Below are 18,823 nucleotides of genomic sequence, written 5' to 3'. Positions count from 1 at the left end.
AGGAGAACGCGATCATGAGCATGCTCGCATTCGAGAATGTCGATAAGTTCTACGGCGAACATCATGTCCTCAAGGGCATCAACGCTACCATCGGACGCGGCGAAGTCGTTGTCGTTTGCGGGCCGTCGGGCTCGGGAAAATCGACGCTGATTCGCACCGTCACGCGGCTCGAAGCTATCCAGAAGGGACGTATCCTGTTCGAAGGCCAGGACGTCACCGCGCGCGACGTGAAGCTCAATCAGTTGCGCGCCCGTATCGGCTTCGTGTTCCAGAGCTTCAACCTGTTTCAGAACCTGTCGGTGCGCCAGAACCTGATTCTCGGGCCGACGAAAGTGCTGGGCATGTCGCGCGACGAAGCGGTCGCTCAGGCAGAGACGCTGCTCGCCAAGGTTGGCCTCGCCCATAAGATCGACGCCATGCCCGCGAACCTCTCGGGCGGTCAGCAGCAGCGTGTGGCGATCGCGCGCGCGCTCGCCATGAAGCCGCCGCTCATGCTGTTCGACGAACCGACGAGCGCGCTCGATCCCGAGATGGTGCAGGAGGTTCTGCAAGTCATGCGTTCGCTGGCCGGCGATGGCCTCACGATGATGATCGTCACGCACGAGATGGGCTTCGCACGCGATGTGTCGAGCCGCGTCTGGTTCATGGATCAGGGCGAGTTGCTCGAAGACTCGCCGCCCGCAGAGTTCTTCAGCCGGCCGAAGCATGCGCGCGCCCAGCGTTTCCTGCAAGACGTGCTGCGTCCGTCGCCGATGATCGGTATGCCGATCGATGCCGTGCCCGCCTGACGGCGAGCCCACAAACATACGACAGCGCCCCGAGCGGGCACTTCGCAAAACAAAGTACTACGGAGAAGACTCTCACCATGTCCACGCCCACCGTTTCCGAACAACGTCAGAGCGTCGTCAGCGACGCGATCAACGCCATGAAGGCCGCACTGGCGCCCGAGGGCGAGACGCGTCCCGCGCTGGCCGCCGTGCTCGATCAGGTCAAATCGCTCGCCGCGCGCACTGCGCTGTGGAGCGAGGCCGATTTCCCGCCGCCGACCGACGGTGAATTGCAAGCGCGCTATCTGATTCACGAAGATGCCGACAAGACCTACGCGCTGTATCTGAACGTCATGCGTCCGGGCAAGAAGATCACGCCGCATAACCACACGACGTGGGCCTGCATCGCGGCGGTCGACGGCGTGGAATACAACTACGTCTACCGTCGTACGGACGACGGCAAGACGCCGGGCGTCGGCACGCTAGAAGTGAGCGACACCGTCGTGGTCGATCCGGGCAATGGCATTGCGCTGGCCTCGGAAGACATTCATGCGGTCGAGATCAAGGGCGAAGCGCCGATTCGTCACCTGCACATGTATGGCCGCGCGCTGGAAACGCTCACCGAGCGCATCACCTTCGATCTTGCCAAGGGCACGTATCAAGTGATGGATATCGGTGTGAAGACTCGCCGCTAATTCCGCAGTGACCGCCGGAGAAGACCGGCGGCGAAATTCCTGACGGCGCGAACGGACTTCGCGCCACCCGCATCACATCGCCCCTGCGGGGGGTGCGGGCCCGCTCATCCCTACGCTTTGGCAATGGCCTGGCGAAACCTGACACCGACGCAACGCTATGACCTCGTTCACTCCTCAATTTGTGCCGTCCGCCCGCCTCAAGGAATGGCTGCACGATGGCGCCGAGATCGCCGTGTTTGACGTGCGTGAGCACGGCCAGTACGGCGAGGCGCATCTCTTCTACGGCGTGACGCTGCCCTACAGCCGGCTCGAAATCGATATCGTGCGGCTGGCCCCGCGTCGCGATGCCCGCGTGGTGCTCTACGACACCGACGCGAGTGTTGCCGTGCAGGCAGCGCAGCGTCTGGCCGCACTCGGCTACACCGGCGTGTACGTGCTCGAAGGCGGCACCGATGCCTGGCAACAGGCCGGCTTCACGTTGTTCGCTGGCGTGAATGTGCCGTCGAAGACGTTCGGTGAACTGGTGGAGATGGCGTATCACACGCCGCGCATCACGGCACGCGACCTGGCGGCGATGCGCGAGCGCGGCGACGACCTGGTGATTCTCGACGGCCGTCCCGTGAGCGAGTACCTGAAAATGACGATCCCGTCGTCGATCTGCTGCCCGAACGGCGAACTGGGCTATCGCATCCGTGAACTGGTGCCGAACCCCGCCACGCCCATCGTCGTGAATTGCGCCGGCCGCACACGCAGCATCATCGGCGCGCAGACGCTCATCAACCTGGGTATTCCCAATCCGGTCATGGCGCTGGAGAACGGCACGCAAGGCTGGTATCTGGAAGACCTGCCGCTGGAGCATGGCAGCACGCGCCGCTATCCCGATGCGGTGGCGCCGTCCAGCCTCGCGCAAATGCGCGAAGCGAGTGGCGCGCTGGCCGAGCGGTTCGCCGTGCCGGAAGTCGATGCGTCGACCTTCGCGCAATGGGCATCGGACACGTCGCGCTCGTTGTTCCTGTGCGATGTGCGCACGCCGGAAGAGTTCGCCGCCGGGTCGCTGCCGGGCGCACAGCATACGCCGGGCGGTCAGTTGATTCAGGCGACGGATCAGTACGTGGGCGTGCGCCATGCCCGCGTGGTGCTGTTCGATAACGACGGTGTGCGTGCACCTATCGTCGCAAGCTGGTTGCGCCAGTTGGGCCACGACGCCTATGTGTTGCGCGATGGACTTGCCAGTGGCGCGTCGCTGCCGGTGCGTGCGCCGGCTGTCGAGACGACGCTGCCCGAGATCGATGTCGCCGCGCTTGCCGGTGCGCTGGCCGATGGCAGTGTGACCGTGGTCGATGTGCGTTCGAGCATGAGCTACCGCCGCGAGCATGTCGCTGGCGCGCAGTGGGCGATTCGTCCCCATCTGCCGAATCTGAGCGCGTCGCGTAACATCGTGCTCATTGCGGACGAGCGCGGCGTCGCAGAACTGTTCGCGGCCGATTGGCGCCGTGCGAATGCCGGCGACCCGCGTACGGTCTCGGTGCTCGCTGGCGGCTTCAAAGCATGGGCCGCGGCCGGACACCCGGTCGAGAGCACGCCCGACCTGCCGCCGGACGCCGAGTGCATCGACTATCTGTTCTTCGTGCACGACCGTCACGACGGCAACAAGGCGGCGGCGCGGCAGTATCTGGCGTGGGAGACGGGCCTTCTCGCGCAGCTCGACGAGAAGGAGCGCGGTGCTTTCCGTATTGGTGAGTCTGCCGCCGCGAAGTAAGCTCCGGCACTGGCGTGCGCGTTCTTTTGCGCACGCCACGACACGGCTTTCGAATCGTTTTCATCCACGCCCCCGATCATGTCCCGACAATCGCCCCCCAAACGTCTCGCCACCCGCTTAGTCAAGGGCGGTACACATACCACTGTCGTCGGCGGACGCGCCGTCAATCCGCCGGTGGTGCGCGCATCCACCGTGCTGTTCGACACCATGGACGACATGAACGATGCTCGCCGCCGTCGCGGTACAGAGCGCATGTTCACCTACGGCGCTCGCGGTAATCCGACCGGCTTTGCGCTGGAAGACGTCGTTGCCGAGTTGGAAGGCGGCTATCGCACGCGTCTCTTCCCGACGGGGCTCGCGGCGATCTCGATGGTGTTTCTCGCCTACGTGCGTCCGGGCGACCACGTGCTGATCTCAGACTGCGTGTATCAGCCGTTGCGTCACTTCGTAGAGACGTTTCTGAAACCGTGGGGCGTGCACGTGACCTACTTCCGCGCCGACGGCAGCGACGCCGAAGCGCACTTCACGGCGGGCACCAAATTGATCTACGTGGAAACGCCGGGCTCGCTCGTCTACGAGATGTGCGATATCCCGGCACTGGCCGATCTTGCACACCGTCGCGGCGCGCTGCTTGTGGCCGACAACACGTGGGGCTCCGGCGTGCAGTGCCGTCCTCTCATGCTGGGGGCCGACGTCTCGATCATGGCCGCGACCAAGTACCTGAGTGGTCACTCGGACGTGATGATGGGCACCGTGACCACGACGCAGGAAGTCTGGCAGACGCTCTCCACCATGGCCGATGCGCAAGGGGTGGCGGTGAGTCCGGATGATGCTTATCTTGTGCTGCGCGGCACGCGCACGCTGGCAGCCCGTTTGCAGATGCATGAACGTCATGCGCTGGAGATCGCGCACTGGCTCGAAAGTCTTCCCGACGTCGCCCGCGTGTTCTGTCCGGCGTTGCCGACGCATCCGGGCCACGCATTGTGGCAGCGCGATTGCCTCGGTACGAACGGGCTGATTTCGTTCGAGTTCGGCAATGCCACGACGGCGCAAGCGGATCGTTTCGTCGACGCGCTCGAGCTGTTCGGCATCGGCGCGTCGTGGGGCGGCTTCGAGAGTCTGGCGACGGTCACGAACATCGCAGGCACGCGCACGTGCGAGGACTGGACGTCGGCGGGGCCGATCGTGCGTCTGCACATCGGCCTGGAAGATCCGCAGGACCTGATCGAGGATATGACGGCGGCGCTCGAGCAGGTCTTCGGGAAGTAACGCGCAGGCGTCTTCAGGTGTCAGAACACCACAGGCGCTATCACTTTCGTGAAGCTGCGGCAGTGCGCGTGCCGCCGTCGAGCGTCGTCAGGATGTGATGCGCCGCGCGGATGCGCTCGCCCATCGGGTAGTTCTTGTTCGCCAGCAGCACGATGCCCATTTGCTTCGACGGAACGAACGCGACGTAGGTGCCGAAGCCGCGCATCGATCCTGTCTTGTTGACCCATGCGGCGGGCGTCGGCGCCATGGGGGGCGAGAGTTCACGCGCGGGCGTTGATTCGCGCGCCATCCGGGCGGAGTTGCCTTCGAGTAGCGCATCCACGCTGACCGGATACGGATACTGCTCCCAAACCAGATCCTGCGTCATCGGCTTGTCGGCGAAATAGCCGGTGTGTGTCGCGTGGATTGCCTGTTGCAGTGAGTTGTCGCGCACGGGCGTTCCGAGGTTGGCTCGCACGAACCGCAGCAAATCGCTCGCGGTGGTTTTCACGCCGTAGGCTTCCTTTTCGAACACCGCTGGCGTGACGCGAACGGGCTTGTCGTCTTTCCCGTAACCCCATGCGTAATTCGCCTGTTGATCTTCCGGCACGCGGATGAAGGTGTGTTTCATGTCCAGCGGTTTGAAGACGTGCTCGGTGACGAGCGTGGAGAAGTCGCCATGCATGGCGCGCGCAGTGATCCAGCCGAACGCGCCGAGGCTCACATTCGAATAGGTGCGCACGGTGCCTGTCGGCTGCGCCGGTTTCCACGCCTTGAGGTACTGGAGGATCTGGTCGATGTTGTGGATATCGTCGGGCACCTGAAGCGGCATGCCGCCAGTGGTGTGCGTGCCGAGATTCACCAGCTTCACGTCACCGAACGGGGTGCCGGCGAGTTCGGGCACGAAGCGGCTGGTCTTGTCCGTGAGCGAGAGCGCGCCGGTAGTTTGCGCGTAGGCCGCGAGCGTTGCGGTGAAGGTCTTGCTGACGGAACCGATTTCGAAAAGCGTGTCGGCTGTGACAGGCTTCTTGGTGGCTTTGTCCGCTACGCCATAGTTAAAGACATAGGTCCGGCCGTCGAAGACGACGCCGACCGCCATACCTGGAATGTTCTGCCTGGCCATGAGCGGGGTGATTGTCTTGTCGACGAGCGCTTTGATTTCGGCTTGCCGGGGCTCGGTGGGGGCTGCGGCACCGCGCTCGGCAGCGTAACTATGGGCGCTGAACGCCATCCAACCAATGGCGGTCGTCGCCGTGAGCGCGGCACAAAGGGTGAGGTAGGGTCTTGTCATCGAGGGTCGTCTCCGTGTGGGGAGGCTCTTCGGACGGAAAGGCGCCGAGGCGATTCAGCGTCACTGTAAAGCGGGGCGAGCCATGCCCGAAGCGTAATCGCATATGGGTGTCCATAGGCGATATGGCCTCGTAACGGACGTAACCGATGTAATGGATGCAACGCGGGGCGCATAAGGCGCGAGTGCATCATGCACTGCGCCTATCGGTCTGTGCTTCCCCGTTCGGGTGCTGCTTAATCGAACGTCAGGCGAATGTCCTTCAGCACTTCCACATCTCCCATACGCAATTCGCAGACATCGCCAGATGTCGACGGGCAGCACCCGGGGTAGGTTCAGAGAGGCAGGAATGTGGGAGGCAATGCTCCACTGAATGCGGAGCGTTGTCAGAAGGGACAGATGATCGTAGACCAGGACGAATCGGGGATCGGGGATCGGGGATCCGTCCCGCCGGGTGCGGGTGCAGCGTCCTTGATGAAAACACGACTTCGCGGAGTACACCCCGGCAGCAGATCCGCGCGGGGTGCCGGTCGTCGTCTTACGCCGGTTCGAGTTCGCGGCTCAGCGATGCACGCATGACGCGAATGGCGTCGGCCGAGATCATCGCGTCGGCGTTGAGCGGCGGTACGTCACCGAATAGCGGGCGGTAGACGAAGTCGCCAACGTCGATCGTCTCACCCGTCAACGCACAAATGCCCGGATGATGCGCACGGCGAATGCGCCAGATCTGCGCACCGTAGTTGCCGCCCGTCGCGTCGTTCCACGACACGGTAATCGTCAGTTCGCTGGAGATCTCCAGCACCCGGACGCTGGGCGCGCGTCGCGTGTAGGGAATGACCGGCTGGCACACGACGGGCTCGGCATCGAGCATCGCAACGGTGTGCTGCCAGACACCCTGAGTCCGCAAGGCGCTGCGTGACGTGCGCGAGGCACGGGAGGTCGGGGATGTCCCTTGGGCGCGGCTGCTGCCGCTTCGGTTGGGGCAATTGGTTCGGTCGCTTCGCATGGTCAGGCCAGCCGGATACGCGGCCCGCGAAGGCCGCCGAGTTTTTCCGCGCCCAGCAGCACTGTAGCGCGGGCAAACCCGTGCAGTGCATGCTGATGGCGTCGGTACAACATGGCGTGGCTCCATTGCGCAAACTGTCCGCGCACGATGCCACCTTTGAAAAAACCGAAGCGCCCGAGCGTGCCGAACGCGTTGTAGTCAGACAGCGATACCAACGCACCAGGATCGCGATAAGCGAACGGCGGAATTGCGCGGCCTTCGAGCCACGCACCAAGGTGACGGCCCAGATGCGCCGCCTGCTGGGTCGCTACTTGCGCCGTCGGAGGCAACGGGCACTCACCCTGCGCAAGCGTGAGTGATGCGCAGTCGCCGAGCGCGAAAATCCGCTCGTCCTGCGCGGTTTGCATCGTATTGCGCACCACGATCTGGTTGGCATCGTTGGTGATAAGCCCTCCGATGTCCCGCAGACAGTCCGGGGCTTTCACGCCCGCCGCCCAGACCAGCAGATCGCCGGGAATCAACTGACCGTCATCTCGATAGAAGCCGTCGCGGTCCGCACACACGACGCGTGTGTCCGTCAGTACATGAAAACCCAGACGTTCAAGCTGTGCCTGCGACGCCTCGGACACGTCGGGAGGGAACGCCCCCAGCACACGCGGGCCGCTCTCGACGAGCGTGAGCTTCAGACGCTCGCAAATCTGCGGATCGCCGTAACCGGCGGCCAAGGCAAACGTGCGACTCAACTCGACGGCAAGTTCCACACCCGTGGTGCCGCCGCCGGCGATCACGACACGCAACGCGTCGTCGCTCACGGCACTGCGTAACGCCTTGCAGCGCAACGCCGCATGGAAGGCCTCGGCCTGCGGCTGACTGTCGATGAAATGGCAGACGTCGCGCACGCCCGGCAGACCGGCATCGTCGGCTTGCGAACCGAGCGCGAGCACGAGCGCATCGTATGGCACGCGACGCTCGCCCAGCAGACGCGAGCCGTCTGGCGCTTCCATCTCCCCCAGCACGACCTCCCGGCGCGAACGGTCCAGCCCGCACATGCGACCCGCCTGATACGTGAAGCCATTGCTGCATGCATGGGCGAGATACGTCACCTGTGTGTGTGCGCCATCGCGCGTGCCGGCCGCCACGGTATGCAGCATCGGCTTCCAAAGGTGGGTAGGATGACTGTCGACAAGCGTCACGCGTGCAGCACCGGCACGCCCGAGCGTACGGCCCAGACGCGTTGCCAGCCTCAGGCCGGCGATACCGCCACCGACAATCACGATCCGGTTTGCGCGAGACATTTGGGGGAAAATGTCAAATTCAACAAGTGATGAATAAGCGCATAATAGCGAGCGTGGCCCGGGCGTGTCAAATAGCAAATGTCTGGGCAGGCAGGTGCGTTAGGGTCGGGTAGACTTGGCGCATTGCTGTTGCGAATTCGAACACCCCATCGCTCAATGACTCCGAACAAAGCCGTCCCGCAAGCCGCTCCGCCCCGCAAACGCGCACGTGGGCGCCCCACGTGCGATTGCACGCATGGTGCCGACGCGTTGTTACTCAACGCCCGGCGCATCTTCGCGCAGCGAGGGTTCTATGCGAGCAGCGTGCGGCAGATCGCGGAGGCATCCGGTGTCGACGCGGCGCTGATTTCGCACCACTTCGGCTCGAAGGAGGCGCTGTGGGTCGCAGTCGTCGATCAGATCGCATCGCTTACGCACTCGCTCATCGAGCAGACCGATGCGCTGCAGCACTCACCGCTGGGACCGGCCGAGCGTATCGAACAGGCGGTACGCGTGTTCGTGGATGCGGTATTCGAGAATCCCGACGTCGGCATGTTCTTCTCGACCGCAGCGACCGAAGAAGGCGAGCGGCTCGACGTTCTCACGCAACGGCTGGTGCGTCCGTATCGCAACGTGATGGTGCCGCTTGTGGCCGATTGGCTCGAAGCGCAGAAGCGCCCCGTGGCGGACGCCGACGTGATGTTCTTCATGCTCACGTCCGCCATCAGCAAGACGGTTTCGTACCGCCACATGATGGGCCCGTTCCTGCCGCCCGAAGGCATGGCCGATCTCAAGCGCACGGTGCTCGATTGCGCCATGGCGTTGATTCGGCAGTGATCCGGGGATGAAGGGGCGCGCAGGTGTCGTAGGCGTCGTCGTATAAGATAGCGCCACCCGGGCCGACTCCCGGCCCGTTTTCTTCTTACGGTGCCCCCCTATGTCGAACGAAATCAAGCGTCTGCATACCAACGCTCGCATGAGCCAGATCGTGATCGCCAACGGCGTGGTGTATCTGGCCGGTCAGGTGCCGGACACGACCAACGTGCCGGTCACGCAGCAGACCACCGAAATCCTCACCCGTATCGATTCCTTGCTCGCCGAAGCCGGCGTCAACAAGTCGCGTCTGCTGACCGCCAACATCTGGCTGTCCGACGCCAAGCACTTCGCCGAATTCAACGCCGCGTGGGACGCCTGGGTGCCCGAAGGCCACGCACCGACGCGCGCCTGCGTGCAGTCGCCGCTCATGCGCGCCGGTCTTGATGTCGAAATCTCCGTCACCGCGCTGGCGTAATCGCACTGCACGAGCCAGGCTCACCGCCGCGCACCTCGTTTGCATCGCGCGTGAGCCTTGCTGCGCCCCCCGCTCCCCTGACTGTTTGACGCAACGCTCATGAGATTCGACGCGCTAGTGCTTGGTGCCGGAATCGTCGGTGTGTCCGTCGCCGTGCATTTGCAGCGGCGCGGCCTGTCGGTGGCGCTCGTCGACCGCAAGCCGCCGGGCAGCGAAACCTCGTTCGGCAACGCCGGGCTGATTCAGCGCGAGGGCGTGTATCCATACGCCTTTCCGCGAGACCTCGGCACGCTGCTGCGCTACGCGGGCAATCGTTCGACGGACGTGCGATATCACCCCTCGGCGATGGCCACGATCGCGCCCTTTCTCGCGCGCTATTGGTACCACTCTGCCCCGAAGCGGCACGCGGAGATCGCGCGTCACTACAGCACACTCATCGCCCATTGCGTGACGGAGCATCGCGAACTCATCGCGGCATCCGGTGCGCAGGATCTGTTGCGTGAGGGCGGTTGGGTCAAGGTCTTCCGCACGGCTGCCGCGATGGATGCCGCCCAACGCGATGCCGAGCGGTGGCGCGAAGAGTACGGCGTGCCGTTCGAGCGGCTTGACGTCTCCCGTCTGCGTGACGACGAGCCCGCGCTCACGCACGCGCTCGTGGGTGGACTACGTTACACGGCGTCGGATTCCGTGAGCGATCCGGGCGCGTTGGTGGCGGCGTATGCACGCCACTTTGCGTCGCTGGGCGGCCGCGTGTTCAACGGTGACGCTACGACTTTGCAGCCGCAGTGGTCGGTGCAGACGCAGGAGGGGCACATCGAAGCGCGACGCGCTGTCATCGCACTCGGACCGTGGGCCGATACGGTGACGGCGGCGCTGGGCTACCGTCTGCCGCTCGCGGTCAAACGCGGCTATCACATGCATTACCGCGCACAACCGGGCGCCCGGCTCAATCAACCGGTGCTCGATGCCGAGCACGGTTTTCTCATCACACCGATGACGCGTGGCATCCGGCTCACCACAGGCGTGGAACTCGGCCTGCGCGACACGCGGCCCACGCCGGTGCAACTGGCCGCCGTCGAACCCCTCGCGCGTGAGACGTTCCCGCTCGGCGAGCGAGTTGACGCCGCGCCGTGGCTCGGCCGACGCCCCTGCACGCCGGACATGATGCCGATCATCGGCCCTGCGCCTTCTCATCGCGGACTGTGGTTCGCGTTCGGTCATGCACACCACGGTCTGACGCTAGGGCCGGTCACGGGCCGCCTGGTGGGCGAGATGATGACGGGCGAGACGCCGGTCGTCGACCCCGCGCCCTTCAGCGCGCTGAGGTTCTGAGTTGCGGGCCGGCGGCGTTGCGCTTATTGCGGCATCTCTTCCGGCGAATCGACGCCCGGTGCGTGTGGCGCGTCTGCGCCCGCCTCGGGAATGTCGCCGCCGATCACACTGATCTCGAACAACGACTTGCCCGCAAGCGAGCGCGCCCCCGGATCTTCCGGATAGGTCTTCAGCAGCGGCAGGATCACCGAGCCGCCGATGACGTCGCGCCGGCTGTTATCCGCCGGCGACAGCCCCCACACGTTCTGATAAGTCATCGGCACGCTTGCGCCGTCGCGCTGGACACTGCCCAAATACAACATGATGTGTCCGTTGATATGAATCAGCGTCATCAGCGCACGGCCGCGCTCGGTCAGCGTGCGCAGTCGCGTATCGATATCCGCCGCGCGCAGATCGGTGCGTTTCCCCGCGCGTAACTGATCCGACGAATGGCGGGGAAGCCACACGCCGAAGGGGGCGAAAAGACTGCGCGTTTCGGCGGAGCAGTCGTTGTAGAACAGCGTGTTGCCCCAGCCGTAAGGACGCCCGATCTGTTGTTTCATTACCTGCGCCATATGACGGGGGGTGAGCGTCCACGGCATCGGCACGATGGCCGACGTGTCGAGCACGGCGGTGCGAATCTGCGCCCGCCGATGGATGTCGGCCACGGGGAACATCGCCGCCTGCCGCCCGTCGCGCAACGACATGAGCGGCAGCACGGTGCCGATCGGCGCAAAGGTCCGGTAGACAGGGGGTGTGGTGCCGGACGATGTGTCGGCAAGTGCTGCGTCGGCGCGCACGATGGCGCCGAGGTTGCGCATTGCGGCGTCGCGCCAGGTCGCGACGAAACGCTCGTCAACCGACGCCACCGTGCGGGCATCCACCCAGCCGATCAGATCGGGTGAATAGACGAGCAGCCACGCGCCATCGGCGCTGCGGGCGAGCGCGTACACCGGCGTGCCGGGCCGCAGTGCCGAGTCTTGCAGCGCGTCGAACGGATAGCCCTCGCCGGCCTGACGGAAATCGTAGAACGCCGGATCGTTGGTCGGCAGTTGGCGCACCAGCGCGTTGTCGACCGTGATGCCGCGCTGGCGCGGATCGTATTGCCAATCCGCGTGATCGGCAGTGAGTTGTGCCAGCGCCATGTTCGCTTCGATCGCACGATTCCACGCTGCGGTGTGCGGCTGGAAGTTCTCACCGTAGGTCGTGCGCACGCCGGGGGCACTGTTGTCGAAACGTCTCACGCGGCGGCCCTGCGAGTCGGCGATCTGCTGCGCACCGGCGGCATTGAGCAGCGATGTCGAGAGCCATGCGCCGTTCCACGGCGACGGGTCGCGCGGTGCGGTGCCGAAGTAGCGCGCACGGAAGATGTCGAAGCGCCGGCTTTGTGCCTGCGCGGAAAGCAGCGGCTGATCGTAGCCGGGGGCGTCGGGCCGAATCCAGTGATCGACGTCCTGATCGTAATGCTCGATGGGGAAACGGTCGACGTTGTAGCGGGTGAGCGTCGCGGTTGCCGTCGGCGGCGACGATGCCGGGGGAGCATGCGGCGCGCTCGCGCAGGCGGCGAGCATGGTGAGCGGCATGAGGCATGCGAGGAAGCCGGCGCGAAGGCGCGCATTCCCCGGCGTTCGACCCGGCGGGATGTGTGTGGCGGCGTGCAGGATGGCACTGCGTGCGGCAAGGATTGCACCCATGGCGTGCGAAAGAGAGCCCGGAAGCCGCCATGCTACTCCATCGATGCGGGGGCAATCCCGGGCGTTCGAATTAGGAACACCGGTAATGGGGGGAATCGATTATGCTGTACAAATATACAGTACAATCGCAGCGTGCCGGGCGAAGCGCAGGATGCTGCCAGCGACTGTCTTATCGGCCTGATACAGTAGTTCCCCCGAGGCGCGCATGCGCGCTGTCAGATGTCACGCTGTTTATCTTCACGCTGTTCATTGTCAATCAAGCGGCCCTGATACCAAGTGGACAAGTCATCCCCGAAACCCGACCCATCGGCAAACCACGCCATTCGCATTCGTGGCGCCCGCCAGCACAACCTCAAGAACCTCGACGTCGATCTCCAGACCGGTGAGATGACGGTCGTGACCGGTCCGTCCGGTTCCGGCAAGTCGAGTCTCGTCTTCGACACGCTGTTTGCCGAGGGCCAGCGTCGCTACGTCGAAACCTTCAGTGCTTACGCGCGCCAGTTCCTCGACCGCATGGATCGTCCGCAGGTCGACCATGTGGAAGGCGTTCCGCCGGCCATCGCCATCGATCAGACCAACCCCGTGCGCAGTTCGCGCTCGACGGTCGGCACGATGACCGAACTCAACGATCACCTCAAGCTGTTGTTCGCCCGCGCGGCGGCGCTGTTCGATCGCGAGACGGCGCAACCCGTGCGTCACGACACGCCTGAGACGATCTACGCCGACTTGATGGCCCGCACTGCCCAAGGCGATCCGCGTCTGGTTGTCACGTTCCCGGTCGAATTGCCGGGCAGCGTTACGGCGGATGAAGTCGAGCAATGGCTGTCGGCGTCGGGCTACACGCGGGTGCAGGCCGAGCGGGAAGTCGCAACGGCCGACGGCACCCGAAAGGTACTCGATGTCGTTGCCGACCGGTTCCGCTTGCAGAACACCGAAAAAGTGCGCGCGATGGAAGCCATCGAGTCGTCGCTCAAGCGCGGTCGCGCGCGGGTGAACGTCTACGTGCTGGCCGACGATGGCGAGCCCGATATCTGGCGCTACTCGCAGGATTTGCATTGCCCCGACAGCGACCTGCACTACGCCGACCCGCAACCGGCGCTCTTCTCGTTCAATTCCGCCTACGGCGCGTGCGAGGCCTGTCGCGGTTTCGGCCGCGTGATCGGCGTCGACCTCGGTCTGGTGATCCCCGACGAGCGCAAGACGCTACGGGGCGGTGCGATCAAGACCATCCAGACACCCGCCTGGAAAGAGATTCAGGACGACCTGCTCGAGTACGCCGGCCGTGCCGGCATTCCGCGCGATACGCCGTGGTCGAAGCTCTCGCCCGAGCATCGCGAGTGGGTCATCGAAGGCGATGCCGACTGGAAAGGCGAGTGGAACAAGCAGTGGTACGGCATTCGCCGCTTCTTCGGGTATCTCGAGTCGAAAGCGTACAAGATGCACATCCGCGTGCTGCTCTCGAAGTACCGCAGCTACACGACCTGCGAGACTTGCGGCGGCGCTCGCCTGAAGACGGAAGGCCTGCTGTGGCGCCTCGGCTCGAAAGAGAACGCCGACGCCGTGCTGCCGCCCGCCCAGCGCTTCATGCCGCGCGGGGTGTCGTGGTCGCGCGAGCAACTCGAAGCGCTGCCGGGCCTCACCATGCACGACCTGATGCTCATGCCGATTTCGCGTGTGCGTCAGTTCTTCGATTCGCTTACCTTGCCGTCGAGCCTGCTCGACGATGCCCTCAAGCTGTTGCAGGAGGAAGTCGGCACGCGTCTGAAGTATCTGTGCGACGTCGGCATCGGCTACCTCACGCTCGACCGCCAGAGCCGTACGCTCTCGGGGGGCGAAGTGCAACGTATCAACCTCACGACGGCGCTTGGCACGTCGCTCGTCAACACGCTCTTCGTGCTGGACGAGCCGAGTATCGGCCTGCATCCACGCGACATGGACCGTATCGTCGCCGCGATGCATCGTCTGCGCGACGCGGGCAATACGCTCGTGGTGGTCGAACACGACCCGGCGGTGATGCTCGCGGCCGACCGCGTGATCGACATGGGACCGGGGCCGGGCGAACGTGGCGGTCAGATCGTCTTCGATGGCACGCCCGAGGAAGTACGTCACGCCGACACGCTGACCGGCAACTATCTGGGTGGACGAAAGCATGTGGCGAATGCGTCGAACTGGCGGGCGCGTCCGGTCGATGCCGGCACACCGCGTCTGACGTTGAGCGGGGCTCGCGAGCACAACCTCAAGCATGTCGACGTCGAGATTCCGCTCGGCCGCCTCGTGTGTGTGACCGGTGTCTCGGGCTCGGGCAAGTCGACGCTGGTGCAAGACGTGCTCAATCCGGCATTGGCGCGTCACTTTGGCAACCCGACCGAAGCGCCGGGCGCACACGACGAACTCCTCGGTGCCGAACAACTGTCGGGTGTGGTGTTCGTCGATCAGTCGCCCATCGGCAAGACGGCGCGCTCGAACCCGGCAAGCTACGTGGGCGCCTTCGACGAGATTCGCAAACTGTTCGCGGCCGAGCCGGTGGCGCTGCAACGCGGCTACTCCGCGAGCACCTTCAGCTTCAACTCCGGCAACGGACGCTGCCCGACGTGCGGCGGCTCGGGCTTCGAGCACGTGGAGATGCAGTTCCTGAGCGACGTCTATCTGCGTTGCCCGGACTGCGACGGCAAGCGTTATCGCGCCGAAGTGCTCGACGTGAAGATTCGACGCGCCGTGCCGGGCGAGGCGATACGCGAACTGAGCGTGTCGGACGTACTCGAGCTGACGGTCAATGAGGCCGTCAAGCTGTTTTCGTCGGATCGCGATGTGCTGCGGGTGCTTCAGCCGATCGTGGACGTCGGTCTCGAATACGTGAAGCTGGGGCAGCCCGTGCCGACTCTCTCGGGCGGCGAAGCGCAGCGTCTGAAACTGGCGGGCTTCCTCGCGGAAGCTGCGCAGAAGAAGACCGCGAGCGGACAGAAGGTCGCGCATCGCGGTCGTCTTTTCATCTTCGACGAGCCGACGACGGGGCTGCACTTCGACGACATCGCCAAGCTCATGCGGGCGTTCGGCAAGTTGCTCGATGGCGGTAACTCGCTGCTCGTCATCGAACACAACCTCGACGTGGTGCGTGCCGCCGACTGGATCATCGACCTCGGGCCGGAAGGCGGCGAAGGCGGTGGCGAAGTACTGTGCGCGGGCACCCTTGCGCAGGTGATCGCGTGCGAGGGTTCGCATACCGGACGCGCCTTGGCCGACTACGAACGCACGGTGGTCGCGCCGGGGCAAGCGGTGGCGGCGGCCAGACCTGCTGGCGACCCCGGCATGCCGCTGCAAACGGCGTTGCGTGCAGCGCGCGCGCATCGTAAGCCTGCGGGTGGCGATGATATTCGTATCGTCAATGCACGCGAGCACAACTTGAAGTCGCTCGACGTTGCGATTCCGCGCGGCAAGTTCAGTGTGATTACCGGTGTTTCGGGGTCGGGTAAGTCGACGCTCGCGTTCGATATTCTCTTCAACGAAGGGCAGCGCCGTTATCTCGAGTCGCTCAATGCTTATGCGCGGTCCATCGTGCAGCCGGCGGGGCGTCCGGAAGTGGACGCCGTGTACGGCATTCCGCCGACCGTCGCCATCGAGCAGCGTCTGTCGCGCGGCGGGCGCAAGAGTACCGTGGCAACGACGACGGAAGTCTGGCACTTCCTGCGTCTGCTGTACGTCAAGCTCGGCATTCAGCACTGCATTCATGACGGTGCGCCTGTCACGGCGCAGAGTCCGGATTCCATCGTTGCACAACTGATGCGTGACCGTCGCGGCCAGCACGTGGGCTTGCTCGCACCGCTGGTGGTGGGCCGCAAGGGGATTTACACCGATCTGGCGAAGTGGGCCAAGGCGCGCGGGCATTCGCACCTGCGTGTCGATGGCGTGTTCTTGCCGGTCGATCCGTGGCCGAAGCTCGATCGCTTCCGTGAGCACACGATCGAACTGCCGGTGGGCGACGTGGTGATCGCGCCCGAGAACGAAGGCTTGCTGCGCACGTTGCTCGCGGCGGCGCTCGAGTTGGGCAAGGGTGTCATGCATCTGCTCGCCCCGCTCGACGGTCTCGGCGACACCATGTCCAATGAACAGCCGGGTGAAGGCGTGGGCGAGATCGAGGTGTTCTCGGTCAAGCGCGCGTGCCCGGTGTGCGGCACGAGCTATCCGGATCTCGATCCGCGCATGTTCTCGTTCAACAGCAAGCACGGCTGGTGTTCGACGTGTGTGGGCACGGGTCTCGCGCTTACGCGCGAGCAGCGCGAAGCGTTCGACGACACGGTGCTCAATCAGGACAACCGGGGGCGTGAGCATTCGCTGCCGTCGCAGGAGCAGGAGCCGGAAGACGTGGGCGATCAGCCGTGTCCGGATTGCCACGGTGCACGGCTCAATACCGTCGCGCGTGCGGTGACGTTCGACGAACACGCGATCTCCGACGTCGCGCAGTGGACCGTGAGCGACGTGCGCGCGTGGATTCAGCAACTCGAACTGCACGGGCGCGATGCGAGCATCGCGCGCGATCTGATCAGCGAGATTCAGGGGCGTCTGGAATTTCTGGAGGAAGTCGGGCTCGGCTACCTCACGCTCGATCGCGCCGCGCCGACGCTCTCGGGCGGCGAGTCGCAACGCATTCGCCTGGCGGCGCAGTTGGGCAGCAACCTGCAGGGCGTTTGCTATGTGCTGGACGAGCCGACCATCGGCTTGCACCCGCGCGATAACGGCATTCTGCTCGGCGCGTTGCGCAAGCTGGGCGATCAGGGCAACACGCTGGTCGTGGTCGAGCATGACGAAGATACGATTCGTCGCGCCGATCACATCATCGACATTGGTCCGGGCGCGGGCAAACGAGGCGGCACGCTCGTCGCGCAGGGCAGTGTGGCCGATCTGGCCGCCCACCCCGAGTCGCTCACCGGCAAGTTCCTGGCGCATCCGTTGCAGCATCCGCTTGAACCGCGCCGTGAGGTGAGGGCGTCTGCCAAGGGTGTCGAGGCGGTGCCGCCGAACTGGCTGGCGGTGCACGGTGCAACGCTGCATAACCTGAAGCACGTGACGGCGTCGTTGCCGTTATCGCGGCTTACGGCGATTACCGGTGTCTCCGGCTCCGGAAAATCGACGTTGGCACGCGACGTGCTGATGACGAACCTGCTCGATGCGGTGGGGCGTTCGGTATTGTCGTCACCGGCGGAGCGACGTGCGCGCAAGGGCACGGTGCGTCATGCAGTGAAAGCGGATGGCAAGCCGCGCGCGAAGTCGGCGGTATCCGCAGAACCGCGCCGTCCGGTGGTGCACGCGTGGCATGGCTGCGAGTCGGTGACCGGCTGGGAGGCGATTGATCGCGTACTCGAAGTCGACCAGACGCCCATCGGCAAGACACCCCGCTCGTGCCCGGCCACATACATCGGCTTCTGGGACACGATTCGACGGCTGTTTGCGGATACGCTCGAAGCACGTGCGCGCGGTTACTCGGCATCGCGATTCTCGTTCAACACAGGCGACGGCCGTTGTCCGGCATGCGAAGGACAAGGCGTGCGCACCATCGGCATGAGCTTTCTTGCCGACGTGAAGGTGCTGTGTGACGTGTGTCACGGTCAGCGCTTCAATGCCGAGACGCTGGCCGTCACCTGGCGCGGCAAGAGCATTGGCGATGTGCTGACGATGGAAGTGGACGAAGCCGTCGAATTCTTCGCGTCGATGACGAGCATTGCCCATCCGCTGCAACTGATGAAGGACGTCGGGCTTGGCTATCTCACATTGGGACAGCCGTCGCCGACGCTGTCGGGCGGCGAAGCGCAACGTATCAAGCTGGTGACGGAGTTGACCAAGGTCCGCGACGACATCACGCGGCGCGGGCAGAAGCCGCCCCACACGCTGTATGTACTCGACGAGCCGACGGTTGGCCTTCACATGGCGGACGTGGCGCGGCTCATCAATGTGCTGCACCGGCTGGTGAACGGCGGGCATACCGTTGTTGTGATCGAGCACAACCTCGATGTGATTGCCGAGGCGGACTGGATCGTCGACATGGGGCCGGAAGGCGGCAAGAACGGCGGGACAGTGGTGGCGGCGATGTCGCCCGATGCGCTGACGAAGGTTGCTGCGAGTCATACCGGTGTTGCGCTCAAACCGGTACTCGCGCAGACGGCGGCGTCCGGGGTATCGACAACGAAGTCGGAGGAAGCCGCCACGGCGAAGTAGCCGGTCGAGTCGACCCTCGGTTCGCGCAGTTCGCGGGCCACATACAGGACGCCTGATGGCGTCCTGTTTTTTTGGGAGGGCCATGGGCGTTCGCAGGACACAGCGGGAGGTGCCGGGGCGACGGATCTTGCGTTGTGCGCTTTCTTGATACGTAACTTGATGAGATGGGTGCTGACCCACAAGGGGGCGTCTGTGGACAAGTCTGTCGATAACACTGTGAGTAAGCTGTGAAGCCCTTGTGGGCAACCCTGTGGATAGCCAGGTGATAGCCGGTGGAAAGCCA

General features: G+C 64.6%; 12 protein-coding genes. 8 read left to right on the top strand and 4 right to left on the bottom strand.

Annotation, left to right across the window (positions count from 1 at the left end; all coding sequences use genetic code 11):
* Window positions 1-14 precede the first annotated feature (14 nt).
* The 4 genes from PCO31110_RS04595 to metC all read left to right on the top strand — a co-directional run bounded on the left by PCO31110_RS04595 (window position 15) and on the right by metC (window position 4,490).
* Window positions 15-788 carry an amino acid ABC transporter ATP-binding protein gene (locus PCO31110_RS04595; RefSeq protein ID WP_281350601.1) on the top strand — a complete coding sequence of 258 codons (774 nt, stop codon included), beginning with the start codon at window positions 15-17 and terminating at the stop codon, window positions 786-788.
* Between the two features lie 77 nt (window positions 789-865).
* Complete coding sequence (locus tag PCO31110_RS04590) at window positions 866-1,462, top strand: cysteine dioxygenase family protein (protein ID WP_010806773.1); 597 nt, start codon at window positions 866-868, stop codon at window positions 1,460-1,462.
* Between the two features lie 157 nt (window positions 1,463-1,619).
* Window positions 1,620-3,221 (top strand): rhodanese-like domain-containing protein, encoded by a 1,602-nt coding sequence (locus PCO31110_RS04585; protein ID WP_150689727.1) that lies wholly within the window; start codon window positions 1,620-1,622, stop codon window positions 3,219-3,221.
* Window positions 3,222-3,299: 78 nt separating this feature from the next.
* Entirely contained in the window at window positions 3,300-4,490 is a 1,191-nt protein-coding gene (gene metC, locus PCO31110_RS04580) for a cystathionine beta-lyase (protein ID WP_150689726.1), read from the top strand.
* A gap of 40 nt (window positions 4,491-4,530) precedes the next feature.
* Here metC and blaPNC read toward each other — a convergent pair whose 3' ends face one another.
* The 3 genes from blaPNC to PCO31110_RS04565 all read right to left on the bottom strand — a co-directional run bounded on the left by blaPNC (window position 4,531) and on the right by PCO31110_RS04565 (window position 8,058).
* The gene (blaPNC, locus tag PCO31110_RS04575) at window positions 4,531-5,760 is read right to left on the bottom strand and encodes a PNC family class C beta-lactamase (protein WP_150689725.1); all 1,230 of its coding nucleotides are present in this window, start codon (window positions 5,758-5,760) and stop codon (window positions 4,531-4,533) included.
* Window positions 5,761-6,295: 535 nt separating this feature from the next.
* Window positions 6,296-6,628 carry a DUF3331 domain-containing protein gene (locus tag PCO31110_RS25590; RefSeq protein WP_010806769.1) on the bottom strand — a complete coding sequence of 111 codons (333 nt, stop codon included), beginning with the start codon at window positions 6,626-6,628 and terminating at the stop codon, window positions 6,296-6,298.
* 137 nt (window positions 6,629-6,765) lie between these two features.
* Window positions 6,766-8,058, bottom strand: a complete 1,293-nt coding sequence (locus PCO31110_RS04565; protein ID WP_150689724.1) for an NAD(P)/FAD-dependent oxidoreductase — start codon at window positions 8,056-8,058, stop codon at window positions 6,766-6,768.
* Window positions 8,059-8,214: 156 nt separating this feature from the next.
* Here PCO31110_RS04565 and PCO31110_RS04560 point away from each other — a divergent pair, with 156 nt between their 5' ends.
* The 3 genes from PCO31110_RS04560 to PCO31110_RS04550 all read left to right on the top strand — a co-directional run bounded on the left by PCO31110_RS04560 (window position 8,215) and on the right by PCO31110_RS04550 (window position 10,660).
* On the top strand, window positions 8,215-8,874 hold the full coding sequence (locus tag PCO31110_RS04560; RefSeq protein ID WP_010806767.1) for a TetR/AcrR family transcriptional regulator: 660 nt from the start codon (window positions 8,215-8,217) through the stop codon (window positions 8,872-8,874).
* Window positions 8,875-8,974: 100 nt separating this feature from the next.
* Window positions 8,975-9,328 carry a RidA family protein gene (locus PCO31110_RS04555; RefSeq protein ID WP_010806766.1) on the top strand — a complete coding sequence of 118 codons (354 nt, stop codon included), beginning with the start codon at window positions 8,975-8,977 and terminating at the stop codon, window positions 9,326-9,328.
* Between the two features lie 99 nt (window positions 9,329-9,427).
* Window positions 9,428-10,660, top strand: coding sequence for an NAD(P)/FAD-dependent oxidoreductase (locus tag PCO31110_RS04550; RefSeq protein WP_150689723.1), 1,233 nt, complete (start codon window positions 9,428-9,430; stop codon window positions 10,658-10,660).
* Window positions 10,661-10,683: 23 nt separating this feature from the next.
* On the opposite strand, the gene PCO31110_RS04545 is transcribed toward PCO31110_RS04550, so the two are convergent.
* Window positions 10,684-12,333, bottom strand: a complete 1,650-nt coding sequence (locus PCO31110_RS04545; protein ID WP_150689722.1) for an SH3 domain-containing C40 family peptidase — start codon at window positions 12,331-12,333, stop codon at window positions 10,684-10,686.
* Between the two features lie 276 nt (window positions 12,334-12,609).
* On the opposite strand from PCO31110_RS04545, the gene uvrA reads away from it, so the two are divergent.
* Window positions 12,610-18,540 carry an excinuclease ABC subunit UvrA gene (gene uvrA / locus PCO31110_RS04540; protein ID WP_150689721.1) on the top strand — a complete coding sequence of 1,977 codons (5,931 nt, stop codon included), beginning with the start codon at window positions 12,610-12,612 and terminating at the stop codon, window positions 18,538-18,540.
* Window positions 18,541-18,823: the final 283 nt, after the last annotated feature.

Origin of the sequence: Pandoraea communis, assembly GCF_902459745.1 — a bacterium.
Taxonomy (GTDB): Bacteria; Pseudomonadota; Gammaproteobacteria; order Burkholderiales; family Burkholderiaceae; genus Pandoraea; species Pandoraea communis.
Note: the sequence above shows the minus strand (reverse complement) of the source record. Positions and strands in the feature narration are given on the sequence as shown.

Coding starts and splice junctions, on each gene's coding strand:
- PCO31110_RS04595 (WP_281350601.1), top strand. CDS start 15: ATGAGCATGCTCGCATTCGAGAATGTCGATAAGTTCTACGGCGAACAT.
- PCO31110_RS04590 (WP_010806773.1), top strand. CDS start 866: ATGTCCACGCCCACCGTTTCCGAACAACGTCAGAGCGTCGTCAGCGAC.
- PCO31110_RS04585 (WP_150689727.1), top strand. CDS start 1,620: ATGACCTCGTTCACTCCTCAATTTGTGCCGTCCGCCCGCCTCAAGGAA.
- metC (WP_150689726.1), top strand. CDS start 3,300: ATGTCCCGACAATCGCCCCCCAAACGTCTCGCCACCCGCTTAGTCAAG.
- blaPNC (WP_150689725.1), bottom strand. CDS start 5,760: ATGACAAGACCCTACCTCACCCTTTGTGCCGCGCTCACGGCGACGACC.
- PCO31110_RS25590 (WP_010806769.1), bottom strand. CDS start 6,628: ATGCTCGATGCCGAGCCCGTCGTGTGCCAGCCGGTCATTCCCTACACG.
- PCO31110_RS04565 (WP_150689724.1), bottom strand. CDS start 8,058: ATGTCTCGCGCAAACCGGATCGTGATTGTCGGTGGCGGTATCGCCGGC.
- PCO31110_RS04560 (WP_010806767.1), top strand. CDS start 8,215: ATGACTCCGAACAAAGCCGTCCCGCAAGCCGCTCCGCCCCGCAAACGC.
- PCO31110_RS04555 (WP_010806766.1), top strand. CDS start 8,975: ATGTCGAACGAAATCAAGCGTCTGCATACCAACGCTCGCATGAGCCAG.
- PCO31110_RS04550 (WP_150689723.1), top strand. CDS start 9,428: ATGAGATTCGACGCGCTAGTGCTTGGTGCCGGAATCGTCGGTGTGTCC.
- PCO31110_RS04545 (WP_150689722.1), bottom strand. CDS start 12,333: ATGGGTGCAATCCTTGCCGCACGCAGTGCCATCCTGCACGCCGCCACA.